Origin of the sequence: Collinsella aerofaciens (assembly GCF_018785265.1) — a bacterium.
Lineage (GTDB): Bacteria > Actinomycetota > Coriobacteriia > Coriobacteriales > Coriobacteriaceae > Collinsella > Collinsella aerofaciens_AI.
In genome coordinates this window covers 41,898-59,040 of sequence record NZ_WQPK01000036.1, presented here as the reverse complement: position 1 = coordinate 59,040, position 17,143 = coordinate 41,898, and the positions used below count along the sequence as shown (strand labels likewise).

11 protein-coding genes are annotated in these 17,143 nt (G+C 61.1%); 5 read left to right on the top strand and 6 right to left on the bottom strand.

Annotated elements, in window-relative coordinates; translation table 11 throughout:
* Nucleotides 1-62: 62 nt before the first annotated feature.
* A complete protein-coding gene (locus GPK42_RS06120; RefSeq protein WP_215694223.1) occupies nucleotides 63-1,820 on the top strand; it encodes a DUF2130 domain-containing protein in 1,758 nt (585 codons plus the stop codon).
* An 80-nt stretch (nucleotides 1,821-1,900) separates the two neighbouring features.
* Here GPK42_RS06120 and GPK42_RS06115 read toward each other — a convergent pair whose 3' ends face one another.
* The 3 genes from GPK42_RS06115 to GPK42_RS06105 form a co-directional block, all read right to left on the bottom strand.
* On the bottom strand, nucleotides 1,901-4,582 hold the full coding sequence (locus tag GPK42_RS06115) for a DEAD/DEAH box helicase (RefSeq protein WP_215694220.1): 2,682 nt from the start codon (nucleotides 4,580-4,582) through the stop codon (nucleotides 1,901-1,903).
* Nucleotides 4,583-4,891: 309 nt separating this feature from the next.
* Nucleotides 4,892-5,731 (bottom strand): tRNA (guanine(46)-N(7))-methyltransferase TrmB, encoded by an 840-nt coding sequence (gene trmB / locus GPK42_RS06110; RefSeq protein ID WP_215694218.1) that lies wholly within the window; start codon nucleotides 5,729-5,731, stop codon nucleotides 4,892-4,894.
* Nucleotides 5,732-5,850: 119 nt separating this feature from the next.
* Nucleotides 5,851-6,723, bottom strand: coding sequence for a class I SAM-dependent methyltransferase (locus GPK42_RS06105; RefSeq protein WP_195445159.1), 873 nt, complete (start codon nucleotides 6,721-6,723; stop codon nucleotides 5,851-5,853).
* 267 nt (nucleotides 6,724-6,990) lie between these two features.
* Here GPK42_RS06105 and GPK42_RS06100 point away from each other — a divergent pair, with 267 nt between their 5' ends.
* The 4 genes from GPK42_RS06100 (at nucleotide 6,991) to GPK42_RS06085 (ending at nucleotide 11,497) form a co-directional block, all read left to right on the top strand.
* Nucleotides 6,991-7,713: a helix-turn-helix domain-containing protein gene (locus GPK42_RS06100; RefSeq protein ID WP_215694216.1), complete on the top strand. Its 723-nt coding sequence runs from the start codon at nucleotides 6,991-6,993 to the stop codon at nucleotides 7,711-7,713.
* Nucleotides 7,713-8,612, top strand: a complete 900-nt coding sequence (locus tag GPK42_RS06095) for a DUF4097 family beta strand repeat-containing protein (RefSeq protein WP_215694214.1) — start codon at nucleotides 7,713-7,715, stop codon at nucleotides 8,610-8,612. The genes GPK42_RS06100 and GPK42_RS06095 overlap by 1 nt, the downstream gene beginning before the upstream one ends.
* Nucleotides 8,613-8,710: 98 nt before the next feature.
* Entirely contained in the window at nucleotides 8,711-10,618 is a 1,908-nt protein-coding gene (locus tag GPK42_RS06090; RefSeq protein WP_215694212.1) for an elongator complex protein 3, read from the top strand.
* Complete coding sequence (locus GPK42_RS06085) at nucleotides 10,619-11,497, top strand: spermidine synthase (protein ID WP_215694210.1); 879 nt, start codon at nucleotides 10,619-10,621, stop codon at nucleotides 11,495-11,497.
* 26 nt (nucleotides 11,498-11,523) lie between these two features.
* Here the strand turns inward: GPK42_RS06085 and GPK42_RS06080 are convergent, their stop codons facing one another.
* From GPK42_RS06080 to GPK42_RS06070, 3 genes are all read right to left on the bottom strand, one after another.
* Nucleotides 11,524-13,968 carry a DEAD/DEAH box helicase gene (locus tag GPK42_RS06080; RefSeq protein WP_215694208.1) on the bottom strand — a complete coding sequence of 815 codons (2,445 nt, stop codon included), beginning with the start codon at nucleotides 13,966-13,968 and terminating at the stop codon, nucleotides 11,524-11,526.
* Between the two features lie 116 nt (nucleotides 13,969-14,084).
* Complete coding sequence (locus GPK42_RS06075) at nucleotides 14,085-15,389, bottom strand: ATP-binding protein (RefSeq protein ID WP_215694206.1); 1,305 nt, start codon at nucleotides 15,387-15,389, stop codon at nucleotides 14,085-14,087.
* Nucleotides 15,382-17,142 (bottom strand): TerB N-terminal domain-containing protein, encoded by a 1,761-nt coding sequence (locus GPK42_RS06070; RefSeq protein WP_338404339.1) that lies wholly within the window; start codon nucleotides 17,140-17,142, stop codon nucleotides 15,382-15,384. The genes GPK42_RS06075 and GPK42_RS06070 overlap by 8 nt, the downstream gene beginning before the upstream one ends.
* Nucleotide 17,143: the final 1 nt, after the last annotated feature.

Below are 17,143 nucleotides of genomic sequence, written 5' to 3'. Positions count from 1 at the left end.
TTTTGTCCGCGCGGCGCGGTAGAGTGTAGGCGGTTGAAATTTGCGTCCATCGAGGAGCTGCTATGAATGAGATCAAGTGCCCGCATTGTGGCGAAGTTTTCAAGGTCGATGCGTCCGGCTATGCGGATATCGTCAAGCAAGTGCGCGATGCCGAGTTCTCGCGCGACCTGGATGAGCGTGTGAAGGCAGTCCAGCGCGAGGGCGAGCAGGCGCTAGAACTTGAGCGCTCGCGTTCGACGGCCGCCTTGCAAAAGGCAGAGTCTCAGCGCAATGCTCAGCTTGTCGAGCAGAAGAATGCTGCAGCTCGGCAGTTGGCACAAGAGGTTGCCAAGCGCGATGCTGAGCTTGCTGAGCTGCGTGCCAAGCTCGAGGGCGCTGCCGCAGAGCGTGAGGGTGCAAGCCAGCGTGCAGCGGTTGAGGCCCGTGCCGATGCTCAAAAGGAGAATGCTGAGCTTCAGCGCGAGATTGACAATTTGCGTGCGCAGCTGGGACGCAAGGATGACGAAGCCAAGCTTGCCGAGGCTTCGGCGCGCAATGCTGCTCAAAACGATTTGGCTGCACGTGATGCCCAGATTGCCGAGCTGCAGGCCAGGCTTGCCGCGGCGGACAAGGCCCAGGAGATGGCGCTTGCCGCCGCTGCGGCCGAGTCGCAGCGTGAGATCGATGCTGCTCGCGGCGAGGCTGAGCGCACGCTTGCTGACTATCGCGCGAAGATACAAGAGAAGTTTTCCGCCGCAAAGGCTCAGTCTGAGCAGGAGGCCGAGGGCCTGCGTGCGCAGCTGCGCGAACAGGAGCTGACGGCCAAAATGAACCTATCGGAGGCGGTCGCCGCGGCAGAGCGTGAGCGTGACGAGGCACGTGCCAAACTGACGAGCGAGCTGGCGGTGCGCGATTCGCGCGAGGAACAGGCCAGAGCAGCGCACGAGCTCGAGCTTGCGCAGGCCAAGCGCGTGAGCGACGAGTTGATTCGCTACAAGGACGAAGAGATTGAGCGCCTTAAGGATATGAAGGTCCGCCTGTCCACCAAGATGGTGGGCGAGTCGCTCGAGCAGCACTGCGAGACCGAGTTTAACCGTCTGCGCATGACGGCGTTTCCTAATGCGTACTTCGAGAAAGATAACGATGCGTCCGAGGGCACCAAGGGCGACTTTATCTTCCGCGAGTGCGACGCGAGCGGCAACGAGGTCATTTCGATTATGTTCGAGATGAAAAACGAGAACGATGAGACCGCGACCAAGCATAAAAACGAGGACTTCTTTAAGAAACTCGATCACGATCGTCGCCAAAAAGGCTGTGAGTACGCGGTGCTCTGCACACTGCTCGAGCCCGAGAGCGAGCTCTATAACGCGGGTATCGTCGACGTGAGTTACCGCTATGAGAAGATGTACGTGATCCGCCCGCAGTTCTTCATTCCCATGATTACGCTGCTGCGCAACGCCGCTATGGGTTCGCTGCGCTATAAGCAGGAGCTGGCGGAGTACAAGCAGCAGAATATCGACGTCACGAACTTCGAAGCCAAGATGGAAAAGTTCAAGAATGATTTCGGTCGCAACTACGAGATCGCGAGCCGCAAGTTTCAAACGGCGATCGATGAAATCGACAAGACGATTAGCCATCTGCAGAAAACCAAGGAGGCGTTGCTGTCCTCCGAGAACAACCTGCGCCTAGCCAACAAGAAAGCCGACGATCTTACCATTCGCAAGCTCACGTGGGGCAACAAGACCATGAAGGCCGCCTTTGACGAGGCGCGCGGGGCTGCGCTAGAGACAAACGATGAGCCCGCCGAGGCGGATTCGTATGAGGTCGAGGATGCCGAGTAGGGGATAGCGTATCGCGCAAAAAGCGGGGCCGCTGGCGATGTTGCCAGCGGCCCCGCTTCGTTTCGTTCCATTGTGCCCGGTTAGTCTTCGAGCAGATCCTCGATAAAGCCGACGCGGTAGTTCTTGAAGATGACCTCGCCACCGTCTTGCGTGGCGTCCAGATCGACATCGCCCATGATGCCAAAATCGTGGTCGCCATCCTTGTCGGCAAAGATCTGGTGCACGTGCCATACGTGCGCGGTCTTCTCGTCGGACTCGTCGATGGAAAACATCGCGGCGCTGCGGGCGTCTCCGTCGGTGAGGATCTCCTCGTGCTGCTCATGGTAGGCATCGAGTGCTTTTTGCCAGCGGATCTCGCTCATGCCCCAGTCGTCGTCGAGCTCGCCCAGGTCGCGAACGCGCTCGCGGGCGGCAAGGGACACGCGGCGGAAGAGCGCGTTGCGCACCAACAGCGTACAGCCGCGGCGGTCCGCCACGACTTCGTCGATGCCCTGCGGCGGTGCGGCGTCGAGTGCGGCGGGGTTGCCGGCGTTCTCCCACTCGTCCACCAGGCTCGAGTCCACCGAGCGTACCACAAAGCCCAGCCACGAGATAATGTCGCGCAGGCGCTCGTCGCGCTTCTCGATGGGCACGGTGCGATCGAGCGAACGGTAGGCCTCGGCTAGGTAGCGAAGCAGAATACCCTCGGAGCGGGCGATGCCGAGCTTTTGGATATAGCCCTTAAAGTCGCTCGCGCTCTCCAGCATGTCGCGCAGGACGCTCTTGGGCGAGAGCTGGTAGTCGTTGGCCCAGGGTACTTCCTGGCAGTACTTGTCGAAGGCGGCATCGAGCAAGTCCTCGAGCGGCTTTTCGTAGGTGACATCCTGGATGCGCTCCAGGCGTTCCTCATATTCGACGCCGTCAGCCTTCATTTCGGCCATCGCGCGATCGCGTGCAGCGCGCTCCTGTGCGCGCAATACCTGCTTGGGGTCCTCGAGCGTAGCCTCGACCATCGAGATGAGGTCCATGGTATAGGTCTCACTCTCGGGGTCGAGTAGCTCCAGCGCGGCAAGCAAAAACGGCGAGAGCGGCTGGTCGAGCGCAAAGTCCTCGGGCAGGTCGACCGTCAGCGCGTAGTCGATGTCCGGCGCGGCGTCAGCCGGAGCGTCGGGTGCGGGCGGCACCTCGGTGCGCACGACGACGCCGGAGTCGATGAGCGTGGCGAAGATCTCGTCGGCACGCTCATCGAGTTTTGCCTTTTCCTCGAGCGTTTGCAGGCTTGTCTCGATGAGGTCGTGCACGCGGGCGCGAGCGTCGCCGCCCTGCTCGACCACGCTAATCACCATGGAGTGTGTGATGCGAAGTCGCGGCTTGAGCGTCTCGGGCTGAGTCTCAATCAGGCGCTCAAAGGTCTGCTTGTTCCAGGTGACAAAGCCCTCGGGGGCCTTCTTCTTTTTAATCTTGCGGAGCTTTTTGGGGTCGTCGCCCGCCTTGGCCATGAGCTTGGCGTTCTCGATCTCGTGCTCCGGGGCCTCGGCGATGACCATACCCTCGGTATCGAAGCCCGAGCGGCCGGCACGACCGGCAATCTGATGGAACTCGCGGGCGCGCAGGCGACGCATCTTGTAGCCATCGAACTTGGTGAGTGCGGTGAGGACCACGGTGTGGATGGGCACGTTGATGCCGACGCCGAGCGTATCGGTGCCGCAAATGACGGGCAACAGGCCCTGCTGCGCCAGGCGCTCGATCAGTAGGCGATAGCGCGGCAACATGCCAGCATGGTGCACGCCGACGCCGCAGCCGAGTAAGCGCTTGAGGATCTTGCCGAAGGCCGTCGAGAAGCTCGTGCCCTTGGCCGCCTCCTTGATGGCCTCGCGCTGCTCCTTGCTGGCAATGCCAAAGTTGGCGAGCGACTGTGCCGTCGCAAGGGCGGCATCCTGGCTAAAGTGCACGATATAGAGCGGGGCCTCTCCACGGCGCATGGCGAGCTCGACGGTGCCCTCGAGCGAGGTTGTCACGTAGTCGTAGCTCAGCGGCACGGGGCGCGGGGCATCGACGACTAAGTCGCAGGTAGCGCCGGTGTGTTCCTCGAGTGAGGCGGCGATGGCAGTGACATCGCCGAGCGTGGCGCTCATGAGCATGAATTGCGTGTGAGGCAGGGTGAGCAGCGGCACCTGCCAGGCCCAACCGCGATCAGGGTCGGCAAAGTAGTGGAACTCGTCCATGGCGACGCAGCCAACATCGGCATCTTCGCCCTCGCGCAGTGCGTCGTTGGCAAGGATCTCTGCCGTGCAGCAGATGACGGGCGCCTTGGTGTTGATGTGCGTGTCGCCGGTGATCATACCGACGTTATCGCGGCCGAGCACCTGTACCAGGTCGAAGAACTTTTCGCTGACCAGAGCCTTGATAGGAGCCGTGTAGTAGCAGCGCTTGCCCTGCGCCATGCCCATAAAGAGTATGCCCAGCGCGACAAGCGACTTGCCCGATCCGGTCGGTGTTCCCAAAATGACGTGATCGCCGGCGGCAAGATCCATGAGGGCCTCTTCTTGGTGATCCCACAGTTCAATGCCGCGGTCGCTCGTCCATTCAAAGAAGCGTTCGAAGGCCTGATCGGGCGTGAGCCATGGTTCGGGCTCACTACCATCCTCGGGCTCCCACCAGGTGGGGGAGAGCGCGCCGAGCGAGCCGAACTCGGCTTCGGTTCCCGTGCCGCCCGAGAATGAGCTGGCGGCGCCGGCGCCGGAGACGGTGCTGGCGGCGGTATCTGTCGTGGTCTGTGCCATGTGGTTGCTTTCTCTCGCGATTGTCCGCCAACTATTATGGCGTAGCGTCGCATCGATGCGTTCGCAGGCAAGAAAATGCAGGAAATGGGCGTTCTGCCCAGCCGTTTGGTGTAGTTGCCGGCTAAGTGAGTAGACTTTTTGCAATATCGCGAGCACATGGCTTTTGCGCAAGGGCTTTACCTGCGGTTTTAGTTTCGTTATGCGGGTTGTGCTTGGCTATTGCAAAAAAGTCTACTCACTTAGGTTTTGAGGGTCGTTCGCTGGCGCCTACTTGCGCTTGTTTGCCGACGCCGCGACCATAAGAAGCCCCTAGGACTCTTGCGGCAGACGCTTCTTGCCCTTGCGGGCGCGGTTTCTAAAGTTCTCGACGGCCTCTTCCATGCCCAGAGGTACATAGGTGAGCTCATCGAGGTTATCGGGCAGGTAGCAGGCAAGGCTTTGCTCCTGCGCTCGGCCTGCTACGAGTTGCTCTTCGGTAGGCTTCTCGCCGGGTGTGGCGCAAATGCCGTAGACGACGGCACCCATCTCGCGCGTGCGGCATTCATATTCGGTCTCGGGGTGCTCGGGATGGTCGCGGCGGACGTCGTCACTTACCCAAAGCGTGTCGTAGCCGGCCGCGGCAAACTGCCCCAGGGCGTAGTCGCGCAATGGCTTGCTGTCGGTTCGCAGCGTGACGGTGGCGCCGGCTGCAAGGAGCGGGCGGTAGAGCATCAGATGGTGGACATGGACGAGTCGTTTTTTGGCGTACTTGGCCTTGGGCTGCGGCGTGGGAAAGTTGATGGTGATGGCATCGAGCTCGCCTGTGTCAAACAGCTGCGGCAGCGATGCGGCGCCTCGGGGCAGGACGAGTGCGTTGGTCAGTTCCTGCTCGCAGATTTTCTGCGCGGCATAGGCGATGCAGATGGGCTCCTGGTCCATGCCGATAAAGAGGGTGTCGGGCTCGCGGTGGGCGCGCTCGACCAGATAGGTTCCCTTGCCACAGCCAAGATCCAGGTGAAGGTGTTCGAAGGGCTTGCTGCCAGCTGGCGCGCAAGCCTCGCGCCAATCTCCGGCATAAGCCTCGGGGTTCGTCTCGATCGCATCGGTGTAGCGCTCCAGGCGCTCCTCGAGCACAAAGTTCTTAGGCGTGCGAACGTGGACGGCTCCCATGAGGCTCCTTGGTCATAAGTATGGAACGCATAGCTGCGCGTTCCGTCAATGGGTTGAAAAAAGGGTGGGCATAGTTTGTCCGAAAGACGCGGTGCGGCTCGACGGCGAGTCGTCGGTGCCTACAGGCGCTTGAGGATCACATAGCGGTTGAGCTCGCCGCTGCGACCGTCGGCATGGAAGCGCTCAAGCTCGCGCACGGGGACCTCGCCGCTCTTGTAGAACGTACGGACGCCGCGCACCAGGTCGGTGATTTGCTGATCGTCAAAGTGATGGCAATAGCGGTAGGCGTGGCGGTCGTTTTGCCAGCCAATGAGGTGGTCGCCGGCTTCAAACTGCGCGGAATCGTAACCCTCAAACGGCGGGGTGAGCTCGGCGCGGGCCTCGGCTCGAACGGCCTTGCGCGCCATGCGCTCGTCGTTCATAAACTCCCAAAAGCTGATGGCGATGATGCCGCCTGGGCGCGTCTGGCGCACCAGGGCGTCGAGCACACGTACGCGGTACTCGCACGATGGCACGTGGTGCATAAAGCCAAAGCAGACCGAGATGTCGGCGAGCGGGGCGTCGAAAAGCACGTCGGGCGTCTCGGCGGGGTTGAGCTTCATGAGGGCGTCGAGCACGTCGAGTTCCTGGAAGTGCAGGTTGGGAATGCGAAGCGCGTGGCCATGTGCATCGATAGCCAGGTCTTGGCACGAGTCGACACCATAGAACTCAAACGGGCAGCTGGCATCTGCCGAGGGGTTTGCGCCGTCGACGCCCTTGGCGGCAAGTGCGCCGCCGGCGGCAAAGTTCTCGAATCGCATATTGCCGCAGGCAAGATCGAAGACGCGGACGGGATGCTCGATCGTGGCGGCGTTGAGCTGCCCGAGCGCGATGTCCATGGTGCGCACCCAGCCGGGCCACGGGGCCTGGCGCGTATCGGAAAAGGAAGCGGAGTGCTCGCGATAGAACGTATTGTTGAGCTGGATGAGCGATGAGGCGAAATCGCGGTTCACGGCGCGGAACTCCCTCCGTTGGCGGTGCGGAATAAACAGTACGACCATACTACCGTTAACGCCGCAACGGGGACAACCGAGCCGTGGGTCATTGCTTTGTTTGGACACATTTCCGCAGCTCATATGTGCCCGCAACCGCCGGTTGTCAAAAATCTCACTAGAATAGGTGGCATGCTTTTGGCGGTGGCGGATAGATTTTTAACTGTGCAAGGCGCCTTAAGAACAAAAACGGTCCGGCGGCACGGCTGGCATCACATAGGAGGAACCATGAATGTAGAAACTGCGCAGCGGCTCGCCGACCTTCGCCGCAGCAAGGGCTTTAGCCAAGAAGGGCTGGCGCGAAAGCTGGGGCTGTCGCGCCAGGCGGTTAGTAAATGGGAGCGTGCGGAGAGCTCGCCCGATACCGAGAACCTGATCTCGCTCGCCAAGCTCTATGGTGTGAGTCTGGACGAGCTGCTCAATCCGAGCGATGAGATTGAGGACGATATCGAGTTTGAGAACGAGGACCGCACTCGTCAGCGCGAGGCCGAGGCGGCAGAGCGCGCCCGCACCCATGAGGCGGCGGCGCGCGCCACCGAGGCGGCAACGCAGGCAAGTGACGCGGCAGCCAAGGCGGCGCAGGCGGCAAGCTGGAGTGCGCAGGCTGCCAATGCGGCGACGGCTCAGGTGACGGGTACCGGTGCGGCTGGTCCGACTCCGGTGAAGGGTCCGTTCCAGTCATTCCCGTATTGGGCCGTGTGCTGGCTGCTGTTCTTTTTACTGATGTTCCTGTTTGGTGCCGGCCCCTTTGCTGCGCTGATCTTCTTCACGATTCCCATCTATCACTGGGTGGCGCGTGCACTCGATGGCGATTGGGCGCGCGGGGATATTCAGGTTGGTCCGGCACCGGTGGCGGTCAGGGCCCAGGGGAAGGATACTTCTGCGGAACCTGATGCTGACGTGGCTACCGCGGCCACCGCTGAGCCATGTGCCAAAGAAGGTGACGAATGATGAAGCTTTCGCATGAATCCAAGCTGCGCCTGGGCGTCGGCATCGGAGCGTTTGTACTGATTATCGGGCTTGTTTTTGGCGTTTCGCGGACTTTGATTCATTTTGATGGCCCGTGGGATCTCGACGATGTTATACCCGGCTTGTCCGGTATGGACGATGTGGTTGATGACGACGATTTTATGAACGATGGCGGTAACTATTCCGCTCGGCCTCAGCAGCTTTCGTGTACGACCTTTGATGCCGATGAGTTTCGCTACCTCGATTTCGATATCGATGCGGCTACGGTGGACGTCAAGGTTATTGATGGTAACAAGGCTCGCGTTATCGAGCGGGGACGCGTTGCCAATGGTATGGATGCCTCCAAGGCCGCGACGCAGAACATCGCATCCGTCGAGGACTCGACGCTCAAGGTTTCCCAGTTTGGAAGTGATGACGGTAAGGCAATCGATCGCTCAGTTACGGTCGAGCTGCCGCGCCGTGTTGCCGAACATCTGAAGGGAGTCAACGCGCACGTGGGCTCGGGTGATCTGCAGATTACCGGTGTCACCTGTGATGGTTTCGACCTTTTCCTGGGTGCGGGAGATGTAGAGTTTGCGGGCAGCGTGACTGATGCGCTCAGTGCTGAGGTCGGTTCGGGCGATGTGACGTTCGAGCTCTACCAGGCCCCCGCGAAGTCGATGGACGTGAGTGTGGGCTCGGGCGATGTGGAGATGATGGTTCCGAACTCGACGGGCTTTAAGGCGAGCCTTACCCTGGGCAGCGGCGACTTCGAGAGCGATTTCCTTCCGCTTGGCTACGACGGCGAGACCATTTTGAATCTTGAATTCGATAACGGCGATAAGTCTGCTACGTATCGTTTTGAGGTCGGTTCGGGCGACATGTCATTTGATTCAGAGTGACGGGCGGTTATCGAAGACTTATATACCATAGCTGCGCTGTTTGATGAAGGCGCCGAAGCCGAGATCGGCTCCGGCGCCTTTGCCTTTACAATGGGGGCATGGAACAGATTATCTTGAACATACTCGAGGCTCTGCGTCGCGGCGAGACCGTGGATGACAAAGCGCTCGTCAAACTGATACATGCCGAGGCGCGCCGTGAGGGTGCTGACAAACGCGATTTGGCCAAGCGCCGTCTGCTGCCGTTCTACCAGCGGGTAAAACGTGAGGAGCCGGCTCGTTGGGCTGGGTGGAATGTCGATGCCGAGCTGGAACGTCGACTGTTGCAGGTGCTGCGTATGAAGCCTCGTCGCACGGCCTCGGGCGTGGCGACCATTACCGTCATCACCAAGCCCTGGCCGTGCTCGGGCGATTGCCTGTTTTGCCCCAACGATCTGCGCATGCCTAAAAGCTATCTGCATGCCGAGCCGGCGTGTGCCCGTGCGGAGCAAAATTGCTTTGATCCGTATTTGCAGGTGAGTGCTCGTTTGACCGCGCTTTCGCAAATGGGGCATGCAACCGACAAGATCGAGCTTATCGTTCTTGGCGGTACTTGGAGCGACTATCCGGAAGGCTATCAGGCATGGTTTATGTCGGAGCTCTTCCGGGCGCTCAATGATGATGCGGTGGCGAGCGTGGCGGCAAACCCCATGTTGGCGCGTCCGGGCATCAGCCGTGCCGAGGCAGAGCGCCTGCTCGATGACGCGCCCGCCGATGCGCTGCCGCCGGTGGTGGCGGAGCGCCGCGAGCGCTATCGGGCCGCCGGCATTGCGACAGACGAGGTCGAGCTTGCTGCCGGCGTTGCCGACGAGCAGGGGCGTGTGGATGCTGCCGTGGGCGGCTATAACCGTGCGGTGCGTCGTCTGTACGGTCCCGGTACGCCGTGGGGCGAGGTCACTGAGTGGCAGACGGCAACGATGGAGGAGCTCGAGCGTCAGCAGCGCATCAACGAGACGGCGAAGCATCGCGTGGTGGGGCTCGTTATCGAGACGCGCCCCGATGCCGTAACGCCGCAGGCCCTCACGCTCATCCGCCGCCTGGGCTGCACCAAGATTCAGATGGGTATCCAGAGTCTCGACCAGCACCTGCTCGATATCAACGAGCGTCGCATTTCGGTGGCTCAGATCGAGCGGGCGTTTTCGCTTGCACGATTGTTTGGCTTTAAGATCCATGCGCATTTTATGCTTAACCTGCTGGGCGCCACGCCCGAGGGGGACAAGCGCGACTACGAGCGCTTTATGACCGAAGGGGCCTTTATGCCCGACGAGGTCAAGGTCTACCCGTGTGCGCTCATCGAGGGCTCGCGTCTGGTGGGCTGCTACGAGCTCGGCGAGTGGCGCCCCTATACCGAGGAGGAGCTGCTCGACGTGCTGGCCGATGACATCGTGGTGACGCCGGCGTTCTGCCGTATCAGTCGCATGATCCGCGACTTTAGTTCCGACGACATTATGGTGGGCAACAAGAAACCCAACCTGCGTCAGCTCGTTGAGAACCGCCTGGCTGCTCGGGGTGACGGTGCGACGGTGCGCGAGATTCGCTATCGCGAGATCAGTACGGCGGGTGCCGACTTGGATGAGCTTTCTCTTGATGAGGAGGTGGCGTACGAGACGCCGGTGACGCACGAGCGCTTTTTGCAGTGGGTGACGCCGCAGGGCAAGATCGCGGGCTTTTTGCGGTTGTCGCTGCCCGACCATTCGTTTGTTGCCGCGCATGCGGACGAGTTGCCGACGTCGCCGGACGAGGCGATGATTCGCGAGGTACACGTGTATGGCATGGCGGCACGCGTGGGCGACCAGGGCCAGGCGGCGCAGCATCACGGGTTGGGGCGTTTACTCGTAGAGCGTGCGTCCGAGATTGCCCGGGATGCCGGCTATGCGCGCGTCAACGTGATCAGCGCGATTGGTACGCGCGAGTACTATCGCCATTTGGGTTTTTACGATCATGGACTCTATCTGCAAAAGGAGCTCTAGATGAACAAGCCGAGTGTTTCTGCCGGCGTCGTTGCCGGCGTTGCTCTGGGAGCCGCGGCGCTTGGTGCGGCCGCTGTCGCTGTTCGTGCTGCCTGTCTGCAAGTTGCGCGAACCCGCAATGGGTTGGCGCGTGTGAAACGCGTGCACGACGAGAGCGGTGACGAAGTCCGCGTATTGGTGCAAGGCGGCGTCTACCAAAGCGCGAGTTACGTTGGCGAGCGCTGGGCGGAGCCCGTCTTTGCGTACTATCGCGCGTTTGACGACGTGTTTGAGGCCGAGGATGCGATGCGCGACGCTTATGGTCACGGTATCAACCGTATGCTGATGCTGGGCGGCGGCGGGTTTGCCTATCCCAAGTTCGCGCTGATGTCGCACGAGGGCTTGCGCGTGGACGTCATCGAGTATGACGGAGAGATTACGCGCCTGGCGCGCCGTTGGTTCTATCTGGACGAGCTGGAGCGCACGGTGGGCGACCGCTTGCGGGTGATTACTGCTGAGGCTCGCTCGTATCTGGGTGTGACGAGTGTGGGCCATCGTCGCTACGACGTGGTCGTGAGCGATTGCTTTGGCGGCGCCGAACCCGTACGCGAGCTGGCGACGGTTGAAGCGTTGCGTTTGGTGCGGGGCAGCCTAAATTTCGGTGGCGTCTACGTTGCCAATATCGTGAGCGCAAGCGAGGGGAGCGATGTGACGTTCCTGCGCGACTGTGCCGCCACGGCACTCGAGGTATTCGCCCACGCCTGGGTGGTCCCATGTGGCGATGCGAAGTTCGGCGGCGAGGAAAACTACCTGCTCATCGCCAGCGACGGCAACTACGCCTTTGCCGAAGCCGTGCCCTTCGACACCGACTTTCTCGGCACCGTCCTTCACGACAAGTAAGTCTCCCCGTCCCAAAAAGACTGGTCTTAGGCGTGGTCGCGCCAGCCGAGAACGCGCTGCTTCATGCCCTCGATGTCGAGCACGCCTTCGGCGAAGCCCTTGCGCACGAGCTCTTCGGGAACAAACTCGTCGTAGCGATCAAAATAAGGCACCTCGCCGGGATAGACGAGCTCGATGGGATCGAAGTCCTTTTCGGCCTCGGCTGCGAGTACCTCAAAGAACGTCTCCTCGTCGGCCTTCATCTTAAACTGCATAAAGTACGGGCGTGACGGGTCGAGTCCGCGAAGGCCCAGCTCCGCGGCGCATTTAATCTTGAGCATGCGCTCGAGCGCCAAAAAGGCGTAGCTGCCCAGCCAGGGGAAGAGCACCCAGGTGTCGCCGCCCAGGTTAATGAGCGGCTTGGCCCCCGCGCCCGAAATCTCGGCCGTATGGCGAGCCTGCGCCAAGCGGGCCCGTGCGTTACCCATAAGGTACGGATATGCCGCGTGCTCGTTAAGCGCCTTGCGCATGCGCTCGAGCACATGCGTATTGATGTCACCGGGGCAGTCGCCAAAGTAGGCCGGCACACGGCCCTTGACCTGCGTGGCAAAGACGGTGTGGCGCTTCCAGTCCACTTCCTCGACAATCCAGCAGTGTCCGGCGATGGCGATGCGCTCACCGGGCGGAGGGGGATTGACGATCGTGCCCAACTCGGCCGACTCGCTGCGAACGGTGAACTCCTCGTTTTCCTGGAACACGGCGTAGAACTTAAAGTTGTTAATGATGCGCTCTCCCGCGAGACCCACGATGAGTCCGCCGCCCTCGGTGACCTGGATATGGTCGATCTTAATGAGGTGACGAAGCAATACGCGATAGTCATCGGCCGAGATGCGATGGAAATAGCTGAGCGTGAGCACGCGCTGGGCAAGTTCGGCCGGCGTGAGCTCGCCGGTGCTGGCAAGCGTCGACATAGTCTGGTGATAGAGCAGGCTGTAGGGGAGTCGATCGAGCTCGGGCGGCTCGACCCACTTTTCCTCGCGATAGAGTTGTACGAGCGCGATACCCTGCAGGAGCTTCCATGGAATGGTTTCGGGCATCATCGTGCGCGGTTCGGGCTCTTCCTCGCGCATGACAAACCACATCTCGGGCGGAAGGTCGCGGCGTCCCGTGCGGCCCATTCGCTGCAAAAAGGAGCTGACGGTAAACGGCGCATCGATCTGGAACGCGCGCTCCAGGCGGCCGATATCGATACCGAGCTCCAGCGTAGAGGTGGTGACGGTTGTCTGCGCCTGCTCCTCGTCGCGCATGAGCTCCTCGGCCGTCTCGCGCAGCGATGCCGAAAGGTTGCCGTGATGGATTAGAAAGCGGTCGGGCTCGTGTCGACTTTCGCAGTAGCTGCGCAGCATGGAACACACGGCCTCTGCCTCCTCACGCGAGTTGGCAAAGACCAGGCACTTGCGGCCGCGCGTATGCTCAAAGATATAGCCCATACCGGGGTCGGCGTTGTCGGGCGCCGTGTCGGTGGGGTTGAGAAGCGCCTGCTCGGTCGCTCGTGGGATGTCGACTTCGCCCTCGGGGGCCGAGGAAGTGCGACGGTCTTTGGGAGCGGCCTTGCCCCGTGCCCGCTCACGACGTTGACGGCGTTCCTCCTGTGTAAGCTGTCCGCTGTGGCGCACGTCTTGGGCGCCAGCCGGCAGCGCCGCGGGCGCCGCCGGCTCAATACGCTCGCAAGCAAGCATCTCGGCTTCTTGTGGACCCGTGCTCTCGAATCCCCGCTGCTGTGCCTGGGGACCCGAGTTGTAGAAGTGCTCCATGGAGATGCGCCACACGCGGCGCGGTTCCTCAAAGCGGGGGATGATGCAATCGCGTCCTGTTCCCTGTGAGAGAAAGGCGCCCGTGCGCTCGGGGTCGCCGATGGTGGCAGAAAGGCCGATGCGGCGGGGCTGCACGCCCGCCATGCGCGAGAGGCGCTCGATAAGGCAGAGCGTCTGACCGCCGCGGTCGCCGCGCATGAGCGAATGAACCTCGTCGATAACCACATAGCGCAGATCGCAGAACATACGAGGGATTGCCATGTGCTTATGGATCAGGAGCGCCTCGAGCGACTCGGGCGTAATCTGCAAGATACCGCTCGGTTTTTTGATGAGCTTAGCCTTGTGCGACTGCGAAACATCGCCATGCCAGTGCCAGACGGGGATATCGGCCTCTTCGCACAGGTCGTTGAGGCGGACGAACTGATCATTGATGAGTGCCTTGAGGGGGCCGATGTAGAGGGCGCCAACGCTCGCGGGCGGGTTCTCCCAAAACTCGGTCAGGATGGGAAAGAAGGCTGCCTCGGTTTTGCCGGAAGCCGTGGATGCCGTCAGGAGCACATTGTCCTGAGTGTTAAAGATGGCATCAGCTGCTGCAACCTGGATGGAGCGTAGACTCTCCCAATCGTGGGAGTAGATGAAGTCTTGGATAAACGGGGCGTAGCGGTCAAAGGCGTTCACGGGGCCTCCTTTCAAAAACGAATCTCTCAACGCGGTGGGCAGTGGCTTGCTGCATTACTGCCTCGACGTTTGCCCAGATAAAACCTGCCAAAATAAACCTGTCCCTTTTTGGCAGGTTAGATGGTGAATTCGGCGAAGTTGCGGTCGCCGCCTGCGGTGCCGGCGTCGCCTGTTGCGGCTGCCGGCACCAGCGCGTCGCCGCCGACGCTTTGCAGCAACTCGGCCACATTTGCATCGGGGTTCTGACACAGGATATCGAGCAGCTCGATAAAGTCACGAATGACCTCACGGGGCGTCAGGTGCGTATCGGCTCCCACGCGGCCAAACTCAATCTTGAGAAAGTTCACCAAGTCGTTCTCGGTAAGCGTGGGCGTCCAGCCAAAGTAGCCGGCATGGATCTGCATGAGCTTTTCGATGAGCACCAGCAGCTCCTCGTAGGTGAGCGGCTGCAGGCGGATGATGGGCGCGAGCATGTCTTTGAGATCATCTCGCGCAAAGCGACCCTGAGCGAGTCGGCTGCGCAGAGCTTCGTAGGAGAACACGCCGCGGCGGCGGTCTTCGATGGAGGTTGGCGTGCCGCCCATGATCATGCCCAGGTACTGTGCCTTGCCCTGGAGTGTGTCGTTGTACATGGTCAGGATTTTCTCGTAGTTGTACTGGCGCGTGATAGCGTTGGGAATCTTATACAGATTCACGAGCTCGTCGATGAGCACCAGCATGCCCTTGTAGCCGCTGCAAACCAAAAAACGCGCGATGAGTTTGACGTAGTCGTACCAGTCGTCATCGCTGATGATGGTTGAGGACCCCAGTTCGGCGCGAGCCTCGCTCTTGGTGCGGTATTCGCCGCGGATCCATTTGGTCACGCGGCTCATAGCCTCTTCATCGCCCTCGGATACGGCCATGCGATAGCGGCGGAGCATGCGGGTGAAGTCGAAGCCGTGGACCATCTCTTCGAGTGGAGCGAGTTGGGCATTAACGGCAGGCTCGTCGGCGTCGGCACACGAGGCGACCCAGCGATCCAAAATAAGGTTGAGCGCACCGCCCTCGGGGCGCGTCTTGGTCGATATATTGCGGATGAGCTCGCGGTAGGTGGCGAGGCCCTGTCCCTGACCGCCCTGCAGACGGCGCTCGGGCGACAGGTCGGCATCAGCGACGACGAATCCCTCGCCCATGGCATGCGTTCGGATGGTCTGAAGCAAGAAGCTCTTGCCGGCGCCGTAGCGACCGACTAAGAAGCGGAAGCTCGCGCCGCCATCGGCGATGAGACTCAAATCGGTGAGCAGGGCGCGAATCTCGACCTCGCGTCCCACGGTGATATAGGGAAGGCCGATGCGCGGGACCACGCCGCCCTTGAGCGAGTTTAGGATAACGGCGGCGACGCGTTTGGGTACGCGGGGCGCTGCGGATGCGGTGTCACTCATGGTCTAGGTATCCTCTCACGTCTGCTTCGTAATCCTCGATAATGCGCGGTCCTGCCGTTCCAAACTCGATAACGGTGTCACCCACCAGGTCAAAGAGCGCCTCGTTGATGGTATCGACGAGCATGTCCTCGCTCTGGCCCGACCTCTCCACTGCCGATGTCGCTTGCGCTGCGTTGTGCTCGAGCAGCGCGCGAAGGAAGGTATCTTCGGCGGGAGCGAGTTTGTTTGTGGCGTCAGCGGGCGCAGCAGCTGCGAACGCGGGCGTCGGCGCGAGAAGCGGTGCCACGACACCAAACTGTTCGGTGGATATGGTCGGCTCGTCGGTCAAGTCCTGCCGAATGGGTGCCACGACCGGTTCGACAATCGCGTCGGTTACGGGCTCGGCTTCCGGTTGCCCTGAGTCCGCTGCCTCGGCTTCTGCGGACGCGCCGTCCTCGCGCTCTTCGTCGATCAAAAGCGCTTCGCGCGTTTGCGCAGCGGCGCTCCGAATGTGCCCCAGCTGACTCAGATCGATATCGATCTTGACGGGCTGGTGTACGGCGTCCCACGAAAGCCATGCCACAATCTCGTCATCGATAATTTTGGCCAGATATTTGGGGACCTTTTCTTCCTTAAGGGGATGGGCGGGGTCCAGCGCCAGGCGCAGGCGTTGGTCGCAGGCGCGCATCATTTCACCGAGCTTGCTGCTCTTTTGCCTACTACCGTGGATGCGCATGCATTCCCAAAAGCCGTTTTGGCAACGGTAGATATGGATAGGATCCAGGCGGTATTCGCAGTCCTCGTGGCGCTCGGGCGCAAAGAATACGGCCGAGGCAAACATGGTGTAGGGCATGGCCGTCTCCTCCCCAAATAAACTCGCCACGATGCCGGTCTTTCGGTGCGTGTCATAGTAGCGCGCCATGCGGACATACACGGCGCATGCCACGTGGCGCAGATCGCGGTGGTGGCTGCGGTCGAGCCGCGAGTTACTTAGGTTGTACGTGGAGAGGGCGTTGATGGCGGTCATGAGTCGCTCCTCGCGCACCTCATCGGGCGGAAGGGGGAGCGTGGGCTCGGAGGTTTTGCGACGCTTGGGGGTCTGGCCGGACGGTGCCGGTGCTGGTGCAAGGTCTCGTGCCGCGCGCCGCAGCTCGATAAGGGCGTTGTCGAACATGACGGTTTTAGAATCACGAAGCAGCTTGGGGTCGAGCCCGTGGAACACGGCGTAGTCCTGCAACCACACGCGTGCAAACCGGTCGATGCCGGGCTCAAAGGCGCGGTAGGCATCCCAAAAGGCCTTGATCTTGTTAAAACCATCGAGCGGATTATCTACGCCGATGCCGCAAATCAGCTCATAGAGATACAGAAAGGCAAAGGACGTAGACGTTTCCTCGACGGTCCCGCGGCGCACTTGGGCGCGCCAGGTAAAGTAGCCGCGCAGCTGTCGGTCGCTCATGGCGTTGTAGGTGGGAAAGTACGACTTAAAGGTGCCGTTGTAGGGACAGTCGTCCTCAAAGTCGGCCATCAGCAGGCCCTGGCGGTAAAAAAGCTCGGCTTCCGAAAGCCAGCGGCCCGCACCGCCCTTGGGGTCATCCTGCCAGCGCGATATCTCGCGCATTTTACGGTACTGGTCGGGGAGGAAATTCTGCATCTGTCGGCCGGTTTTGAGAATCGGCTCGTCTGCGTAGATTTCGTTTGAGAAGCGGGTGGACTGATGGGTCCGGGCCTCGGCCATAATGCGCTCGATGAGCATCTTGATGTCCTGGTCGGCCACC

What these genes read in the sequence shown, in the direction of transcription:
- GPK42_RS06120 (WP_215694223.1), top strand. Translation starts at nt 63, where the DNA reads ATGAATGAGATCAAGTGCCCGCATTGTGGCGAAGTTTTCAAGGTCGAT.
- GPK42_RS06115 (WP_215694220.1), bottom strand. Translation starts at nt 4,582, where the DNA reads ATGGCACAGACCACGACAGATACCGCCGCCAGCACCGTCTCCGGCGCC.
- trmB (WP_215694218.1), bottom strand. Translation starts at nt 5,731, where the DNA reads ATGGGAGCCGTCCACGTTCGCACGCCTAAGAACTTTGTGCTCGAGGAG.
- GPK42_RS06100 (WP_215694216.1), top strand. Translation starts at nt 6,991, where the DNA reads ATGAATGTAGAAACTGCGCAGCGGCTCGCCGACCTTCGCCGCAGCAAG.
- GPK42_RS06095 (WP_215694214.1), top strand. Translation starts at nt 7,713, where the DNA reads ATGAAGCTTTCGCATGAATCCAAGCTGCGCCTGGGCGTCGGCATCGGA.
- GPK42_RS06090 (WP_215694212.1), top strand. Translation starts at nt 8,711, where the DNA reads ATGGAACAGATTATCTTGAACATACTCGAGGCTCTGCGTCGCGGCGAG.
- GPK42_RS06085 (WP_215694210.1), top strand. Translation starts at nt 10,619, where the DNA reads ATGAACAAGCCGAGTGTTTCTGCCGGCGTCGTTGCCGGCGTTGCTCTG.
- GPK42_RS06075 (WP_215694206.1), bottom strand. Translation starts at nt 15,389, where the DNA reads ATGAGTGACACCGCATCCGCAGCGCCCCGCGTACCCAAACGCGTCGCC.